Consider the following 16670-nt stretch of genomic DNA (forward strand, 5'->3'; position numbering starts at 1 on the left):
TCCTACTTTTGCATTCTGTGGTGCAGAGGACATTGGCAATCGACCTGTGCGGAGTTTGGAACGCGACAAACGGTAAAAATTCCGTGGCCACGTCCCGAGCCAGAACAAAATACTGGCCCCTATCACCGCCAGGGAAACCGTAGCAGACGCAGGCTGAACGCGACCTGCGTTTTTTGCTACTGCGGTGCTTGAGAGAGAACAGCGCCCGCCCAGGAATTATTTCCAGGCGTACCCTCAAGCCCGCACAAACGGGTTCTCGCGCATCTCATCACCCAAACAGGTGTCCGGCCCATGCCCTGTCACCACGGTCGCGCCCTCATCCAGGGTGTACAACCGCTGCTTGATCGAGCGCACGATAGTCGCCTGGTCGCCACCCCACAGGTCGGTACGCCCCACGCCGCGCTTGAACAAGGTATCGCCGGCGATCAGCAGCTTGGCATCGGCAAACCAGAAGCTCATCGAACCCGGTGTGTGCCCCGGCGTATGCAGCGCCACCCCACAACCACACGCCAACTCCTCATCGTCCTCCAGCCAGCGGTCCGGCGACGGCACCGGCGTGTAGGGCACACGAAACATCTGGCATTGCATTTCCAGGTTATCCCAAAGAAATTGGTCTTCTTTGTGCAAATGCAGCGTGGCGCCGGTCTTCTCTTTCAACTGGCCGGACGCCAGGAAGTGATCCAAGTGGGCGTGGGTGTGGATAATGCTCACCACCTTGAGGCCCAGCGCATCAAGGCGCGCCAGGATCAGCTCGTGATTGCCGCCCGGGTCGACCACAATGGCTTTTTTGCTGATCGGATCGCCAATGATGGTGCAGTTGCACTGCAAAGGGCCAACGGGGAAGGTTTCGCGGATCAGCACGGGTTTTTCGATATTCATGGGCGTTCCTGCAAGCTCTATGGCACATTCCAGGCGCAGTATGGTGGAGCTTGCTGCGGATTCGAAGAGCCTCAACTGCTAAGCTACTCCAGCGCCATGGAACCCGCACCGCAGCGTCGCATTTGGAGCAAGACGTATGGCCAATCCTCGGATCATCTGCGAACACTGCGATTGCGTGTACGAAAAGGTCACGCTCGCCAAACATCAAAAAGCCCTGTGCACCCGTTGCGCGGGCGTGTTGCAGCGCTACAACGGTTTGTCGGTGCAACAGCGCCTCGCGCTCACCGTTACCGCAGCCGTGTTGTGGACCTTTGCCAATTTCTATCCGGTGATGAGCATCAGCCTCAAAGGCTTGAAAAACAGCGCGACCCTGTGGGACTCGGTGGTCGCGCTGAGCCTGGGGCCGATCACTTTTATTGCGCTGGTCGCGGCGATCTCGATCATCATCGCGCCGGTGTTTCAGTTGCTCTTGCTGATGTGGGTGCTGAGTTTCGCCCTGGCCGGCAAGCGCTCGCCAGCGTTCAAACTGTGCATGCGCTGGCTGGAAGCGCTGAGGCCGTGGAGCATGCTCGAAGTCTGCCTGCTGGGCGCCATGGTTGCGGTGTTCAAGCTGGCCGGCATGCTCGACGTGATCCCCGGCACCGGCCTGTTCGCCCTCGCCGCCCTCGCCTTGCTGCTGATTCGCATCGCCGGGCGTGACGTACGCGACTTGTGGGACGCCGTATGAACTCACCACCGACCGCCCGTGAACTCAACCTGTGCCTGTGCCATACCTGCGGCCAGCCGTGCGACATGCGCGACGAACCCAGCGAGTGTGAACGCTGCGGCGCGCCGCTGCATCGGCGCAAACTCCACTCGCTGACCCGCACCTGGGCCTACATGCTCACGGCACTGGCGTTTTATATCCCGGCGAATTTATTGCCAGTGATGAACACCACCCTGCTTGGTTCCGGCGCCGACAGCACCATCATGAGCGGCGTGCTGGAGTTCTGGCAGCATGGCGCCTGGGACATTGCCCTGATCATTTTCATTGCCAGCATTGCGGTGCCGGGTATCAAGTTTCTCTCGCTGACCCTGCTGCTGGTCACCGTGCAACGCAACAGCCAGTGGGCGCGCAAGGAGCGCTCGAAGCTGTTTCGGTTTGTCGAGCTGATCGGCTACTGGTCCATGCTCGATGTGATTGTGGTCGCGCTGGTGGCCGCGCTGGTCAAGTTCCAGGCGCTGGGCACCATCGAGCCGCGCCTGGGCATTTTGTTTTTTGGTCTGGTGGTGGTGTTCACCATGCTCGCGGCGATGAGTTTCGACCCGCGCCTGATCTGGGAAAACCCACACAACGAGGAGATCTCGGATGAGTTCACGCAACACTGACACCCCCGCCGGCTCACCGGCGATCAAGACGCGGCGCTTCAGCGTTTCGCTGGTGTGGATCGTGCCGATCGTGGCGGTGCTGGTGGGCATCTCACTGGTGGTACACAGCGTGCTGCAACAGGGGCCTATCATCATCCTCAACTTCAAGACCGGCAACGGCCTGGTCGCCAATAAAACCGAAGTCAAATACCGCAACGTGGTGATCGGCCAAGTCTCGGATGTGGCCTTGAGCGATGACCAGAAAAGCGTCAACGCCACCATCAAGTTGGCCAAGCAGGCGGAAAGCTTCACCCGTGAAGACTCCAAGTTCTGGGTGGTGCGCCCGCGCATCGGTGCCGGTGGCGTGTCGGGCATCGATACCCTGCTGTCCGGTGACTATATCGGTGCCGATATCGGCCAATCCGATACCCGCGCCAAACAGTTCAAGGGCCTGGAAAACCCGCCGCCCATCACCTATGGCGAGCCGGGCAAACGCTTCACGTTGCATACCCAGGGCCTGGGCTCCCTGGATATCGGCTCGCCGGTGTACTACCGCAAGATCCCGGTGGGCCAGGTGGTGGCCTACGAGCTGGATGACGATGGCAAGGGCGTGAAGATCGAGGTCTTTGTGCATGCGCCCAATGATGTGTACGTCACCGAAAACACGCGATTCTGGAATGCCAGCGGCATTGACCTGAGCGTCGGCGCCAATGGTTTCGCACTGAAAACCGAGTCCTTGTCATCGATGTTGGCCGGCGGCATCGCATTCCAGGCACCGCCCTACAGCCCCAACGACAAACCGGCCAGCGAAGATCACACCTATGAACTGTTCGACGACCAGCAAAGCGCCCTCGCCCCGCCCAACGGTCAAGGGCAATACATGGCGCTGCGTTTTGATCAGGCATTGCGTGGGCTCAAGGTCGGCGCGCCGGTGGAATTTCTTGGGGTCGAATTCGGCAAGGTGGTGTCGATCAACCTGGACTTCGATGCCAAAAAACGCAGCTTCCCGATCAACGTCGGCATCGTGATTTACCCGCAGTTGCTCGGCGAAGCCAACACCAAGCTGCTCAAGGCCACCAACCATGACCCCAACGATGAAGCGGGCGGCGTGCGCCTGATCGGCACCTTTATCGAAAACGGCCTGCGCGCTCAGGCCCGCAGCGGCAACCTGCTGACAGGCCAGCTGTACATCGCCCTGGATTTTTTCCCGAAAGCCGACAAAGTCACGTTTGACCCGAACCTGCGCCCGGTCAACATTCCGACCATCCCCGGCAATCTGGAACAGTTGCAGGAGAAACTCGAAGGCATCGTCAACAAGGTCAACCAACTGCCGATGGAGCGCATCGCCGGCAACCTCGACGGCAGCCTGGTTGAGCTGCGCAAAAGCCTTGCCCAGTTCAACGCCAAGACCCTGCCTGGCGTGCAGAGCACCCTGGGCGACGTGAGCAAGACCTTGCAGTCGGCCAACTCAACCCTGGCCGAAGACTCGCCGCAACGTGAACAACTGACCCAGACCCTGGATGAACTGGCGCGTATGTCGCGCTCCTTGCGCGAACTGTCGGACTACCTGGGCCGGCATCCGGAATCGCTGATTCGCGGTCGCCCTGACAACGCCGCGCCAACAGACCTGCAAGGGCCGCCGCGCAAATGACCATTGGAGCCGCCATGACCTTTCCCTTGAAACTTACCCTGGTCGCCGCGCTGGTGCTGCTCGCGGCCTGTCGCAGTGAGCCGATTGCGTTCCACACTCTCACCCCGGTGCACTGGAATAACAGCACTCAGGCACAGGCCAGCGATATCCGCATTGAAAGCATCAGCGTGCCGCCCCAGGTCGACCGCGCACAAATCGTGATTCGCCAGGGCGACAGTGGCGTGGCGATCCTTGAAACCCAATGGTGGGCCGCAACCCTGGCCGATGAGCTGAAAAGCGCGCTGGTGGATCAACTGGCCAACAGTCACGCCCGGCAGCCCCTGTCGTTGCGCCTTGAAGTGCAGCGATTTGACTCGGTGCCGGGCCAGTACGCGCTGCTCGATGTGCGCTGGCGCCTGCGGTCCACAAGCGGGGGAGATGCCGCACCGCTGACTTGCCGCACCACCTTGCAGACACCCGCAGGCCCGAGCATTGACGACCTGGTGGTGGCGCATCAGAACAACCTCAAGCGTTTTGCCGCGTTGGTCAGCAAAACCGCCGACACGTCGCTGAAAGCGTGCCCGACTGCGCCGTAGCGAGACAGTCAGATCAGTGTGGGAGCTGGCTTGCCTGCGATAGCATCACCTAAGTTTGACTGATAGACCGAGGTGCCTGCATCGCAGGCAAGCCAGCTCCCACATAAGCCACCTCCCACACACACCAGCTTCTACAGGAAAGCTGGCCCATTATCAGGCCAGTAGCCCCATCGACTTGGCACGGGCCACCGCTTGAGTCCGGCGCTCTACACCCAGTTTGCTGTTGATATGGCTGGCGTGGGTTTTCACCGTGTGCAGGGAGATAAACAACTGATTGCTGATTTCCTGGTTCGAACACCCCTGGGCGATCAGTTGCAGCACCGCCAGTTCGCGGACGCTGAGGGTTTCCTGGCCGGACGGTACTTGGGCGTCAGCTACAACCGGCAACAGCACCAACAAACTCTGGTTCAGCAAGCCATGAGCCTCCCGGCCAAGCTGCTCACGCATCCAGTCCGGATAACTCTCCAGCAGCCGCTGAAAGGGTTGCAACGCCCCACCGGCGCCCGCCTCAAGGGCGCGGGCCAATACTTGCCGGGCCTGGTCTTGCTGCCCACACTCCAGCAGCAACTGCACCTGCTGGGTCAGGGCCATTAGGGCAATCATTTGCCGCCCACTGTTATGCGCTTGCTGAGCCAGCTCCTCGAGGCGTTGCAACGCGGCGGCCGGCTGATGACGGGTGGCGTCCAGCGCAGCCTGTTGCAGCTCGATATGTTGTGGCAAGTGCGGGTGAAATTCCGGCGCTGCTGCTGCGTGTTCACCGTTGTAGGTTTGCCCCAGCCGGGTCAACCAGGCATCTGCCAAGTCAGTGCGGCCTTGAGCCAGCCACAGCTCGCATTTGATCAGGGTGATCATCGCCAGGTAGTAGATCGGCGGCACATCCCAGATGTGCATCAAGCGCTCAGCTTCGGCAAGCTCGGCAAACGCTGTGGGAAAGTCCCCACGGCGCCCTTCAAAGCTGGCAATTACACAATGCCCGATCAGCACGCTGATATCCCGGCAGGCGCGGGCTTCGTTCAGACCCGCGCGTAAACGGACAAGGCCGGCCTCGGGCTGATAGCGCACCAGCAGCAGATAGCCCTCGTACAGCGACAACCGCGCGCGCACCGCGTACAGCCGCTGCGGCGCCAAGCCATGCAGACGTTGCAGCCCCTGGCGCACTTCGTCCAGGGAACGCAGGATTTCGCCCCGCGCCTGCAACACCCGCGCGCGATCGTAATGGGCCAACGCCTCGAACAGCGGGTTACCGACGCGCTGCGCCAGCTCGAGGGATTCACGATTCAGGCCACGGGCACGCCACAGGTCGGCATCGACGATTGCCAGGTTTGAGAGGGTCGACAGGCACATCAGGCGCTGGCCGTAACGTTTTTGCGGCAAGCTTTCCAACGCCTCGCTGCAGTAGCGCAGGGTCGACTCACGATCGCCTCGGCCACGGGCGATAATCCCGCTCAGCGCCAGCCACTGTGCCAGCATCGACTTTTGCGCAGTGGCCGACGGTGCCGGCAGGAAGCGGCTGAGGTAGCCGGACAGTTCTTCGGCCGCATCCAGTTGGCAGGCCAGCCCCAATGCCCAGCTGTAGAGCACGATCAAACGCGGCGTGCTGATCAGCAGGCTGTCGGGCAAGTCCATCTTCCAGCGCAGCAGCATGCCGACGTTCTGTTCGGCCAGCAGTTGCTCCTCCGACAGGTTCTGCACCAGGTTCGCCGCCACATCCAGGTGGCCGGCGCGCAACGCCTGTTCCACCGCTTCATCGATCAAGCCCTGGGTGTTGAACCAGCGGCAGGCACGCAGGTGCAGGCTGGCAATCGGCACGGTGGCACTGCTCGCACGGCGGGTACGCAGCAGGTCGGAAAACAGATGGTGGTAGCGATACCAGTGGCCCTGCTCATCGAGCGGCACCAGAAACACCTGATGGGCCTGTAAATAACCGAGGATATGCGCGCTGTCGTGGGCTTCGCGCACGGCGTCGCACAGCTCACTGCAAAAACGATCCTGAGGCGCAGTGTCGTAGAGGAAGGCTTGAACTTCTGCTGGCAGGCAATCAATGACTTCTTCGAGCAAGTAGTCGCGGATCAGCCCTTCGCCACCGTGCAAATGTTGTGGCAACGCGGCCTCATTGCCGGCTTCGGAAAGGGCCAGCAACCAGAAGCGCAGGCCAGCCACCCAGCCCTCGCTGCGACGAATCAGGTTGTCGAGGGCTTCGCCGCGCAACGAGCTGCTGTGCCTATCGAGTACGGCCAGCGATTCGTCGTGGGTCAGGCGCAGGTCTTGTTCGTGCAGCTCCAGCAGGTGGCGCGAGAGTCGCAGCCGCGCCAGGTGCCAGTCCGGGCGCTGGCGGCTGGTGACCAAAACCAGCAGCCCATCGGGTAAATGATTGAGGAAAAATTGCAGGCAGCGATCCAGCACCGGGCCTTGGGCCAGATGGTAGTCATCCAGCACCAGCAGCAAGGGCGCATGTGTGGACAGGTGCAACGTCAGCTCGTCGAGCAAGCCGTCGAGCCATTCTTCAAAGGCAAAGGGTTGGTGACGCTGACGCATTTTCAGTAGGCCCAGGGATTGGGCGCCGAGTTGCGGGAAGTATTGCTGCAAGCCGTCGAGCAAGCGCTCAAGGAAGCGGCCGGGGTCGTTATCCCGTGGGCTCAGGCCCAGCCACAGGCTTTGCCAATGCGCCGGCAGACTCTGACAAAACTCCACCGCCAACGAACTCTTGCCGAACCCGGCCGGGGCGCTCACCAGCAACAGTCGTCCCGCAAGGCCAGCACTCAGGCGTTCGCACAGGCGAGGGCGCAGCACATAGCCGTCAGGCAGCGGTGGCCTGTAGAAACGCGCTTCCAGGGTCGGAATCACCGCGCTCGCAGGCCCTTGGATTCGGGACAGATCAGTCATCGCCGGGCTCTTGTAGAAGGCTGTTGTCGGCATTGCAGATGTCCGCAGACTAGCGGTAAAAGCGGCGGGTTTGTAGATCTTTGCGGCATTTGCCTGAAAAAGAACTGCGACAAAAAATATCCCCACATAAAAAAGCCCCGAACCAGTCGGGGCTTCACGCTGAGGGTGCGGCCTCAGTTAAAGCAGCTTAGCGAACCCCATCCTGGCGCAAGGCCGCCGGGGAGAAGTCTGCGGTGGAAGCGGTGAAACCGAAGTCATAGGCCTGCTTCTCTTCGTTCTTCATGCCCAGGGCCAGGTAGCGGCCGGACTGCAGGTCGTAGAGGGTTTCGATGGCGTACCACGGCACTTGCTTGTCGTAGTAGTTCTCGGCATGGGCTTCGGCGACGCGCCACAGTTGGCCACGACCGTCATAGTGGTCGATGACCGCCGCTTGCCAGGTGTCTTCGTCGATGAAGAAATCACGCTTGGCATAGATGTGGCGCTGGCCTTCCTTCAAGGTCGCAACCACGTGCCAGACGCGGCGCAGCTCGTAGCGAGCCAGGTCCTGGTTGATGTGGCCGGCCTTGATGATGTCGGCGTACTTGAGCTTCGGATCGTCGATTTTGTAGCTGTTGGAGGCAATGTAGATTTCTTTCTTGCCTTCGAGCTTCCAGTCGTAGCGATCCGGGGCACCGTTGTACATGTCGAGGTTGTCGGAGGTACGCAGGCCATCGGCGGCGGTACCTGGCCCGTCATAGGACACTTGCGGCGCCCGGCGCACACGGCGCTGGCCGGCGTTGTAGACCCACGCCGAACGCGGCTCTTTCACCTGGTCCAGGGTTTCGTGCACCAGCAGCACGCCACCGGCCAGACGCGCCGGTGCAGTCACTTGCTGCTTGAAGTAGAACAGCACGTTGCCCGGGTTTTTCGGGTCGTAGTCCTTCATTTTGTCGCGGAACACGAACTGATCGCGGAAGTACACCAGGCTGAACGAGCCATTGGTTTGCGGCGTGGCCTGGGTTACCAGGCGGGTCACGCTGCCACCGCGATAGCGGGTGATGTGGTTCCAGATGACTTCCACGCCGCTTTTGGGAATCGGGAACGGAATCGCGGTTTCGAAGTTTTCCAGGCCGTTGCCGCCGGACACCAGGTTGGTGCTGGTGGCGTTCTTCTTGATCGAGGCAAACACATCGGCCGGCACGGTAGCGCCGCGATGGGTCGGGTAGACCGGCATCTTGAAAGTGTCAGGGTAGCGCTTGAACATCGCGTACTGCCCCGGCGCCAACTTGTCTTTGTACTGCTCGACGTTCTGCGCGGTGATGGTGAACTGCGGCTGTTCGCTGGCATACGGATTGGCCAGGAAGCCACGGGCATCCACGGCGCCGGCGTTGGTAGGCAGCGGCGACCATTTAGGAATGGTGCCGGCCGCGTTACCGGCCATTTCGGCGCCCATCGGCGTCAGGGTCGTGCCCAACTTGGCGGCTTCATCCGCCGAGACTGCCGCCATGACGTTACTCGCCAGGATCGACAGCCCAAGCACACCCACGTGCAACAGACTTTTAGTTATTTTCATGTTCTGGTTCTTCCTGAAAACAGACTGCTTAAAGAGGTTGTGCTTAGAAGTTCACGCCGGCGCTCAGCGCGATGAAGTCACGGTCATCCACGGTGGTGAACTTGCCACCAAAGAAGTTGGTGTAGTTGAGGCTGACGGTGTAGGTGTTCTGGTACTCGGCATCCACACCCAGGCTGACGGCCTTGCGACCTTCTTCAAAGTTGCCGCCAGGGCCAGGCGAATAACCTTTGACGTCATGGGACCAGGCCACGTTGGGCTTGAGGTTCACACCGGCAAACACATCCGGGTATTCCCAGATGGCCCGGGCGCGATAGCCCCAGGACGTGGCAGTGGTGTAGCCGTCGTTGTTGCAATTGGTGTTCAGGCCGGACGCATTGGGCAGGCCTGCGCCGTTGGCTGTCGAATTGTTAAGCGCATTGCAGAAGCCGCCGGGTAGCGTGCCAGGGCCGAAGACCGGATCACGGCCATAACGTGCCTGGTTTTTGCTCTCCAGGCCGCCCACATGGGTCACGCCGATTTCGCCCACGGTTGTCAGGCGAGAAGCGCCCATGACTTGGTCGAAGAAGTGCGTGAAGGTGGTCTGGAACTGGGTCACTTCCTTACGGTTGTAGCCGTGCAGGTCCTGGCCCGGTGTGCCCTTGAGCACCGATGCATTGCCAAAGCCCGGAATCGGCGTGACGCCCGCGTACAGGATATCGGTGGTGCTCAGTTGCACCGGCGCGTTTGGCCGGTAGCTCAATTCACCACTCCAGGCGGTGCCGGTAGGCAGCGTGGTGGAGAAGCTCAAGCCGTAGAGGCGGATATCTTCCGGGTACTCAACAAAGTACTGGGAGCTGCCTGCCACGATCAACGGACGCAAAGCCGCCAGCGGCCCCAGCGGACGGGTGTAGGCCGAGTTTGGCGCGCCGGTGGCGCTGAAGATCGGCGCACGGCTGTGATAGTTCATGAAGTACGCACCGAACTCCGTGTCCAGCGGCTCGAAGTTGTAGTGCATGGCCACGCCGAACTGGCCGCTGTCGCGTGCATCACGGTCACCGCCGCGACGTACCAGCACACCTTCGTTGTTCACGTCCACGCCCAGGGCGTTAAGGGTGGGCAAGGCCGCGCCAGGGATGGTGGAGCGCTTGTTCAGCACCCGCAGGTTATTGCTGCAACCATCCGAGATGACGTCCGGCTGGGAGAAGAATGTGCCGCAGTTATCGGTGACGGTCTGGTCCCACTCCAGCTGATAAAACGCTTCTGCGGACAGGTTATCGGTCAGCGTCTGAGAGACGTAGAACATGTTGACCGGAATCAAGCCTTCCTTGATCTCGGCGCCCGGACGACGGAACGCGGACACGTCGATCGGGTTAATGGAGTTGATACCGCCACCAATGAAGGTGCTTTCACCCCAGCTCACCACCTGCTTGCCAAACCGCACGTTACCCGGCTGATCGGCGATGGTGTAGTTGTGGTAGATGAAGGCATCGAGGATCTGCCCACCGGAAGACTTGGCGCCCTCTTTGCGGTTGTTGTTGCTGACGTTCTTGAAGTCCAGGTCTTCGTTTTGCAGCGCGAAGTCATACCAGTACTTGCCACGCACAAAGATGCCGGTGTCGCCATATTTCAACTCAAGGTCATGGATACCTTTGAAGATCTTCGAGAAGGAGTCGCCCTTGTCGAAGTTCAAGTGGCCGTCATCGGAGGTCTGCGACAACCCCCTGCCACCGTTGTTGGCACCGATCAGGTCTTTATTGCGACCGGCAGTCGACCAGCTCGCCCCCACCGACAGGGATGAGTCGAAGCTGCCTTCGATTTCACCGATGTTGAAACTGACGCCGAATGCGGGCCCGGCGAGCGTAGAAGCGAGACTGACGGCCAGGGGCAGTCTTGCCCGGCGCCAGAACTGGTTTACTGAGGTCATCGACGCTACTCCATGTGCATTATTGTTATGGCAGTGAGTTCTTTCTTCTGGATGCATGTAACGGCCGGAATACAACGATTCCAATGCCGAACGGCAACCGGGCCCCCATGGCCCGCAGCGCAACATCCGTGAAAAACTCTGAGTGGGACTATAGCCAGCAGGGGGTAGCGCTTGATCCCTCTAAAGTGTGATTTGCATCACCAACCTGTCTGCCACAACCCTTTCGCCACGCCGACGAAGGCCGGCGCGGGAAGGATGGCTGAAAATTCTGAAATCACAAGTGAAGCCGCGAGTTAGAGCATTGCCGCGCCCGAACGGGCGCGGCGAAGGGGGTCAGAGCGTGGACAGGAACGTACTGTTGTTGGCCTGCCACTCGATGATGTCAACGCGGATACGTTTTTTGTCGAGTTTGCCGACACTGGTCTTGGGAATTTCAGTAACAACGGCGATCTGGCTTGGAATCGCCCACTTGCTCAAGTGCCCCAACTCCACGAACGGCTTGAGGTGCTCCTTAAGCTCTCGGGCACCTATCACATGGCCATCACGCACCACCAGCAACGCAAACGGGCGCTCGCCCCATTGCGGGTCGGCGATGCCCACCACCGCTACTTCGCGTACCGCCGGGTGACGGCTGACCAGATCTTCGAGGGCCAATGACGAAATCCACTCGCCGCCGGTCTTGATCACGTCCTTGATGCGGTCGCGAATATCGATCACGCCAAACGCGTCCAGGGTGGCCACGTCACCGGTGTGCATCCAGCCGCCTTCCCACAGTTCGGCGCCCTTTTGCGGCTCATTGAAATAACCTTCACTGAGCCACGGCGCACGCAGCACCAGTTCACCCTGGGACTCGCCGTCGGCGGGCAAAAAGTTGCCGTCGCCGTCGATAATTGCCGCTTCCACCAACGGCCCGGGCACGCCGGCCTTGATGCGGTAGGTGGTGCGCTCGTCTTCGGTGCCGGCCATCAACTCTTCGTTGAGATGGGCGCAGGACACCAGCGGCCCGGTTTCGGACATGCCATACGCGGCAGTCAGTTGAATGCCCCGCGCCTTGGACGCTTCATACAACGTGCGGTTGAGCGCGCTGCCGCCGATGACGATTTTCCAGCCGCCAAAATCCACGTTTTGGGCGGCCTTGGCGTTGAGCACCATTTGCAGGATGGTCGGCACACAGTGGGAGAAGGTGACCTTTTCTTTGCGCCACAGCTCCACCAGGTATTCCGGGTCGTAACGGCCGGGGTAGACCTGCTTCAAACCGAGCATGGTTGCCACATACGGCAAGCCCCAGGCGTGGACGTGGAACATCGGTGTGATCGGCATGTACACGTCGTTGGTGCCCAGCAGGCGCACGCTGTCGACACTGCCCATGATGGTGGCCACGCCCATGGTGTGCAGCACCAACTGGCGATGGGTGAAGTACACACCCTTGGGGTTGCCGGTGGTGCCAGTGGTGTAGAAGGTGGTGGCGACGGAATTTTCGTCGAAGTCCTGGAAGTCGTACTTGGGGCTGGCGGCCGCCAGCAGGGTTTCGTACTCGCCGACCAGGTTCGGCAACTCGGCAGTCTTGGCGTCAGCGTCGGTGAGCAGCAAGGTCTTGTCGACGGTGGTCAGGTGCCCGGCAATCGCCTGGTAGAGCCCCACGAACTCGCTGTTGACCAGCACAAAGCGGTCCTCGGCGTGATTCATGGTGTAGAGAATCTGTTCCGGCGACAGGCGCACGTTGATGGTGTGGATCACCGCGCCGATCATCGGGATGGCGAACATGCACTCCAGGTAACGGTGGCTGTCCCAGTCCATCACTGCCACGGTGTCACCGGCCTTGACCCCGGCTTGGGTCAGCACATTGGCCAGGCGCGCGACCCGCTCGATCAGGGTTGGGTAGGTGTAACGCAGCTTGTCGCGGTAGATGATTTCCCGGGTCTTCTCGTAACGCGCCCCGGACATCAACAGGCGTTTGATCAACAACGGGTATTGGTAAGCGCCTTCGGCGGGCGGGATAACACGGGTCTGCAACATACGAATCCCTTATCTGACTGCACGGTCTTGGCTAAGACCTGCACTGTAGAGCGCTAATGTTTCAGCCAAATCAGCCAAAGGAATGATTTGCAGCGGCCAATAAATGCTAGCTTTGCGCCACTACTGGAGCCTTATAGCGATTCCCTGTGGGAGCTGGCTTGCCTGCGATAGCGTCGCCTCGGTGCAACTGATACACCGAGGCGCCTGCATCGCGGGCAAGCCCGGCTCCCACAGTGGCCGTGTGTTACCCGTGTGGCTTTATTTCATGCTGGTAAACGCCAACTTCACACCAATGGCAATCAGCACCGCGCCCATGGTCCGATCAAACCAATGCCCCATCCGCGCAAACCCGGCGCGCACGCGCTGCTGGCTGAACAGCATGGCCACCAGGCAGAACCACAACGCCGTCGCCACTGCCAGGTACACGCCATAACCGGCCTGGATCGCCAGTGGCGTGTGCGGGTTGATCACCACCGTGAACAGCGACAGGAAGAACAGCGTGGCCTTCGGGTTCAAACCATTGGTGACAAACCCTGCGGTAAACGCCCCGCGTGGGGTGCGCTCGCCGACTTCACGGTGCAACTCGCCCTCCGCGGGCGGCTTGGCCGGCTGCGCGCGCAAAGCCTTGAAGCCGATGTACAGCAGGTACGCAGCGGCGGCCCACTTCAGCGCGTTGAACAGCACAATGGACTGCGACACGATCAAGCCGATGCCCAGCAGCGAGTACCCCACGTGCAGGAAAATCGCCGAGCCCACGCCCAGCGCAGTCCAGGTGCCGGCGCGACGGCCATGGGTAACACTTTCGCGCACCACCACGGCGAAATCCGGGCCGGGGCTGGCCACTGCCAACAAGTGAATCAGGGCTACGGTCAAAAACTCGGCGACGTACATGCTCACTCCATTAAGTAACTGATTATCTCATCTGATAGGCTCGGCAGATTACGCCTTCGAACCTCGTCGCAAAAGGTACAGTTGAGAATGAACAATCGCCGCGCCGTCTTCCTTGATCACCCGTCCCTGGACCTGGGCGACCTCGACCTCAGCGAGCTGCGTAACAGCTTCAGTGATTTGCAGCTGTTCACCGACACCACGCCACAGAATGTGCTTGAACGCGTGCAAGGCGCCCAGGTGGTGATCAGTAACAAGATTGCCCTTAACGCGCAAACCCTGGCGGCCTGCCCCGAGCTCAAGCTGATCCTGGTGTCGGCCACCGGCACCAACAACATCGACCTCGACGCCGCCCGCGCACACGGCATTACCGTGAGTAATTGCCACGGCTACGGCACGCCATCGGTGGCGCAACACACGATCATGCTGCTGCTCAACCTGGCGACGCGTCTGAAGGACTATCAACAGGATGTAACGGCAGGCAAATGGCAACAGGCCAAGCAGTTCTGCCTGCTGGACTACCCGATTGTCGAGCTGGAAGGCAAAACCCTCGGCCTGCTCGGCCATGGTGAACTGGGCGGCGCGGTGGCACGCCTGGCCGAAGCTTTTGGCATGCGCGTGGTGCTCGGCGCCATTCCCGGGCGCCCTGCCCGCGCCGACCGCGTGCCGCTGGATGAGTTGCTCGCACAGGTCGACGCGCTGACCTTGCACTGCCCGCTCAATGAACACACTCGCGACTTTATCGGCACCCGTGAACTGGCACTGCTCAAGCCGGGCGCGTTTATCGTCAACACCGCGCGTGGTGGTTTGATCAACGAACAGGCGCTGGCAGATGCCTTGCGCAGCGGCCATTTGGGCGGCGCGGCCACCGACGTGCTGAGCGTGGAACCGCCCGTGAATGGCAACCCGTTGCTGGCCGGCGACATTCCCCGCTTGATCGTCACCCCGCACAACGCCTGGGGCAGTCGCGAAGCGCGCCAGCGTATCGTCGGCCAACTGGCCGAAAACGCCCGAGGCTTTTTCAGCGGTGCCCCGCTGCGCGTCGTCAGTTGATAAACTGCGCCCCTTTTCAAGGAGCAGACTAATGGATCCGCGCAGTGAAGTACTGCTTCGTCAGGCCGAACTTTTTCAAGGCAACCTGCTGCTGGTAGGTTTGCCCGCTGACGACTTGCTCGGCCGACTGCCCAATGCCCACGGCTGGAGCTGGCATGCCGGCGACCAGGCCGCACTGGATGCGCGCTTTCCCGAGCGCAGCCAGTTCGGCGTGAACGTGCCCGAACGCGGGTTTGATGCGGCAGTGATTTTCCTTCCAAAATCCAAAGACCTCACCGACTACCTGCTCAACGCCGTGGCCGCACGCTTGCCCGGCGCCGAGCTGTTTTTGGTCGGGGAGAAAAAGGGCGGCATCGAAAGTGCCGCCAAGCAGATGATTCCGTACGGCAAGCCGCGCAAGCTCGACAACGCGCGGCATTGCCAGCTGTGGCAAGTCACCGTGGCCAACGCCCCGCAAGCGGTCGAGCTGGAAAGCCTGGCGCAAGTCTTCGAGGTGCCGCTGGCCGAAGGGCCGCTGAAGGTGGTGAGCCTGCCCGGCGTGTTCAGCCATGGTCGGCTGGATCGCGGCACCGAGCTGCTGCTGGAGCATCTGGATAAGTTGCCGAGCGGGCATCTGCTCGACTTTGGTTGCGGCGCCGGCGTGCTCGGGGCTGCGGTCAAGCGCCGTTACCCGCATAACAGCGTGACGATGCTCGATGTGGACGCCTTCGCCGCCGCCAGCAGCCGTCTGACTCTGGCGGCCAACGGTCTGGAAGCCGAGGTGTTGACCGGTGACGGTATCGACGCCGCGCCGATGGGTTTGAACGCGATTTTAAGCAACCCGCCGTTCCATGTCGGTGTACATACGGATTATTTCGCTACGGAAAACCTGCTGCGAAAAGCGGCGAAACACCTGGCAAAAGGTGGCGAACTTCGCTTGGTCGCCAACAGTTTCCTCAAGTATCAACCGCTGATCGAAGAGCACTTGGGCGTGTGTGCGATCAAGGCCGAGGGCAATGGTTTTCGCATTTACCGTGCCAAACGCGGCTGAGGGCGATTTGAAAAAGAACGCTTGCCGAATGGGTTTTGCCTAGGCAGAATCCGCTCCGTCCTAGGGGAGTAGTCTCCCACGAGCGCCATGCTCGTCCGGCATACGTCAACATACTTGGTCAACAGACCATGGCGTATGCGACCCAGGAGTCCGCACAGACGGACCGGGGTTTGACAAGACCTATGACACGCACACCTTACCCGGGGCGGGAAGGCTGTACGTGTCATAGCCGTGTCGGCCCGCCCCTGGAAACCTACCTGATGCTGGATTCATTACTCGTTCCTACCGCAATCGTTGCCTTGGCCGAAATCGGCGACAAGACGCAACTGCTCGCGCTCATCCTTGCCGCACGCTTTCGCAAACCCTGGCCGATCATCGCCGGCATTGTCGCCGCGACCCTGGCCAACCATGCGGCCGCCGGTGCCGTGGGGGCCTGGTTCGGCAGTTTCTTCTCGGATGCGGTGTTGCACTGGATCCTCGCAGCGAGCTTCTGTGCCACCGCGCTGTGGACTTTGGTGCCGGACAAACTCGACGATGACGAAGCCAGTACCACGCGCAAGTTCGGGCCGTTCCTGACCACGCTGATTGCGTTCTTCCTCGCCGAAATCGGTGACAAGACCCAGATCGCCACGGTGATGCTGGCGGCGCAGTACCCGGAGTTGTGGCTGGTGATTATCGGCACCACGCTGGGCATGCTGATTGCCAACGTGCCGGTGGTATTGGCGGGGAATTTTGCGGCGGAAAAACTGCCGCTGACCTTGATTCGTCGACTGGCGGCTACGGCGTTTTTCGTCCTGGCGGTGGTGGCGGTGTACAAGGCCATGCAAAGCAGCGGCTGGATCTAAACTCGATGTAAACCTGTGGGAGCTGGCTTGCCTGCGATGCAGGCGACT

General features: G+C 60.9%; 13 protein-coding genes and 1 riboswitch. Of the genes, 7 read left to right on the plus strand and 6 right to left on the minus strand.

Going from position 1 to position 16670, the window contains the following annotated elements; all coding sequences use genetic code 11:
* Nucleotides 1–234 precede the first annotated feature (234 nt).
* On the minus strand, nt 235–879 hold the full coding sequence (locus GIW28_RS22180; RefSeq protein ID WP_017138198.1) for an MBL fold metallo-hydrolase: 645 nt from the start codon (nt 877–879) through the stop codon (nt 235–237).
* Between the two features lie 136 nt (nt 880–1015).
* Between GIW28_RS22180 and GIW28_RS22185 the strand changes: the two genes are divergently transcribed.
* From GIW28_RS22185 to GIW28_RS22200, 4 genes are read left to right on the plus strand one after another with little or no spacing between them, the layout of a single operon-like run.
* Nucleotides 1016–1606, plus strand: coding sequence for a paraquat-inducible protein A (locus GIW28_RS22185; RefSeq protein WP_017138199.1), 591 nt, complete (start codon nt 1016–1018; stop codon nt 1604–1606).
* The gene (locus GIW28_RS22190) at nt 1603–2247 is read left to right on the plus strand and encodes a paraquat-inducible protein A (RefSeq protein WP_170036285.1); all 645 of its coding nucleotides are present in this window, start codon (nt 1603–1605) and stop codon (nt 2245–2247) included. Before GIW28_RS22185 ends, GIW28_RS22190 begins: the two co-directional genes overlap by 4 nt.
* Complete coding sequence (locus GIW28_RS22195; protein WP_236446086.1) at nt 2228–3877, plus strand: PqiB family protein; 1650 nt, start codon at nt 2228–2230, stop codon at nt 3875–3877. The genes GIW28_RS22190 and GIW28_RS22195 overlap by 20 nt, the downstream gene beginning before the upstream one ends.
* Before the next feature lie 14 nt (nt 3878–3891).
* Entirely contained in the window at nt 3892–4452 is a 561-nt protein-coding gene (locus tag GIW28_RS22200) for a PqiC family protein (RefSeq protein WP_138449577.1), read from the plus strand.
* A 153-nt stretch (nt 4453–4605) separates the two neighbouring features.
* Here GIW28_RS22200 and GIW28_RS22205 read toward each other — a convergent pair whose 3' ends face one another.
* From GIW28_RS22205 to GIW28_RS22225, 5 genes are all read right to left on the minus strand, one after another.
* The gene (locus GIW28_RS22205; RefSeq protein WP_099548408.1) at nt 4606–7335 is read right to left on the minus strand and encodes a LuxR C-terminal-related transcriptional regulator; all 2730 of its coding nucleotides are present in this window, start codon (nt 7333–7335) and stop codon (nt 4606–4608) included.
* 187 nt (nt 7336–7522) lie between these two features.
* Entirely contained in the window at nt 7523–8887 is a 1365-nt protein-coding gene (locus GIW28_RS22210) for a DUF1329 domain-containing protein (RefSeq protein ID WP_017138204.1), read from the minus strand.
* Nucleotides 8888–8930: 43 nt separating this feature from the next.
* On the minus strand, nt 8931–10790 hold the full coding sequence (locus GIW28_RS22215; protein WP_017138205.1) for a DUF1302 domain-containing protein: 1860 nt from the start codon (nt 10788–10790) through the stop codon (nt 8931–8933).
* Between the two features lie 333 nt (nt 10791–11123).
* The gene (locus GIW28_RS22220) at nt 11124–12806 is read right to left on the minus strand and encodes a fatty acid--CoA ligase (RefSeq protein ID WP_017138206.1); all 1683 of its coding nucleotides are present in this window, start codon (nt 12804–12806) and stop codon (nt 11124–11126) included.
* 258 nt (nt 12807–13064) lie between these two features.
* A complete protein-coding gene (locus tag GIW28_RS22225; protein WP_056859000.1) occupies nt 13065–13697 on the minus strand; it encodes a LysE family translocator in 633 nt (210 codons plus the stop codon).
* Between the two features lie 87 nt (nt 13698–13784).
* On the opposite strand from GIW28_RS22225, the gene GIW28_RS22230 reads away from it, so the two are divergent.
* The 3 genes from GIW28_RS22230 to GIW28_RS22240 all read left to right on the plus strand — a co-directional run bounded on the left by GIW28_RS22230 (nt 13785) and on the right by GIW28_RS22240 (nt 16622).
* On the plus strand, nt 13785–14747 hold the full coding sequence (locus tag GIW28_RS22230; RefSeq protein ID WP_099548405.1) for a 2-hydroxyacid dehydrogenase: 963 nt from the start codon (nt 13785–13787) through the stop codon (nt 14745–14747).
* A 31-nt stretch (nt 14748–14778) separates the two neighbouring features.
* Nucleotides 14779–15777 carry a class I SAM-dependent methyltransferase gene (locus GIW28_RS22235; RefSeq protein WP_017138209.1) on the plus strand — a complete coding sequence of 333 codons (999 nt, stop codon included), beginning with the start codon at nt 14779–14781 and terminating at the stop codon, nt 15775–15777.
* 50 nt (nt 15778–15827) lie between these two features.
* Nucleotides 15828–15949, plus strand: a riboswitch (yybP-ykoY riboswitch).
* 88 nt (nt 15950–16037) lie between these two features.
* The gene (locus tag GIW28_RS22240; RefSeq protein WP_016974259.1) at nt 16038–16622 is read left to right on the plus strand and encodes a TMEM165/GDT1 family protein; all 585 of its coding nucleotides are present in this window, start codon (nt 16038–16040) and stop codon (nt 16620–16622) included.
* The last annotated feature ends 48 nt before the right edge of the window (nt 16623–16670 follow it).

The sequence above is a fragment of the Pseudomonas sp. PA-5-4B genome (assembly GCF_021606215.1).
In the GTDB taxonomy this organism is placed as follows: domain Bacteria; phylum Pseudomonadota; class Gammaproteobacteria; order Pseudomonadales; family Pseudomonadaceae; genus Aquipseudomonas; species Aquipseudomonas edaphica.

Excerpts from the sequence above, each read along its gene's own strand:
- GIW28_RS22185 (WP_017138199.1), top strand. The coding sequence starts at position 1,016 with ATGGCCAATCCTCGGATCATCTGCGAACACTGCGATTGCGTGTACGAA.
- GIW28_RS22180 (WP_017138198.1), bottom strand. The coding sequence starts at position 879 with ATGAATATCGAAAAACCCGTGCTGATCCGCGAAACCTTCCCCGTTGGC.
- GIW28_RS22190 (WP_170036285.1), top strand. The coding sequence starts at position 1,603 with ATGAACTCACCACCGACCGCCCGTGAACTCAACCTGTGCCTGTGCCAT.
- GIW28_RS22220 (WP_017138206.1), bottom strand. The coding sequence starts at position 12,806 with ATGTTGCAGACCCGTGTTATCCCGCCCGCCGAAGGCGCTTACCAATAC.
- GIW28_RS22230 (WP_099548405.1), top strand. The coding sequence starts at position 13,785 with ATGAACAATCGCCGCGCCGTCTTCCTTGATCACCCGTCCCTGGACCTG.
- GIW28_RS22215 (WP_017138205.1), bottom strand. The coding sequence starts at position 10,790 with ATGACCTCAGTAAACCAGTTCTGGCGCCGGGCAAGACTGCCCCTGGCC.
- GIW28_RS22200 (WP_138449577.1), top strand. The coding sequence starts at position 3,892 with ATGACCTTTCCCTTGAAACTTACCCTGGTCGCCGCGCTGGTGCTGCTC.
- GIW28_RS22195 (WP_236446086.1), top strand. The coding sequence starts at position 2,228 with ATGAGTTCACGCAACACTGACACCCCCGCCGGCTCACCGGCGATCAAG.
- GIW28_RS22235 (WP_017138209.1), top strand. The coding sequence starts at position 14,779 with ATGGATCCGCGCAGTGAAGTACTGCTTCGTCAGGCCGAACTTTTTCAA.
- GIW28_RS22240 (WP_016974259.1), top strand. The coding sequence starts at position 16,038 with ATGCTGGATTCATTACTCGTTCCTACCGCAATCGTTGCCTTGGCCGAA.
- GIW28_RS22210 (WP_017138204.1), bottom strand. The coding sequence starts at position 8,887 with ATGAAAATAACTAAAAGTCTGTTGCACGTGGGTGTGCTTGGGCTGTCG.
- GIW28_RS22205 (WP_099548408.1), bottom strand. The coding sequence starts at position 7,335 with ATGACTGATCTGTCCCGAATCCAAGGGCCTGCGAGCGCGGTGATTCCG.
- GIW28_RS22225 (WP_056859000.1), bottom strand. The coding sequence starts at position 13,697 with ATGTACGTCGCCGAGTTTTTGACCGTAGCCCTGATTCACTTGTTGGCA.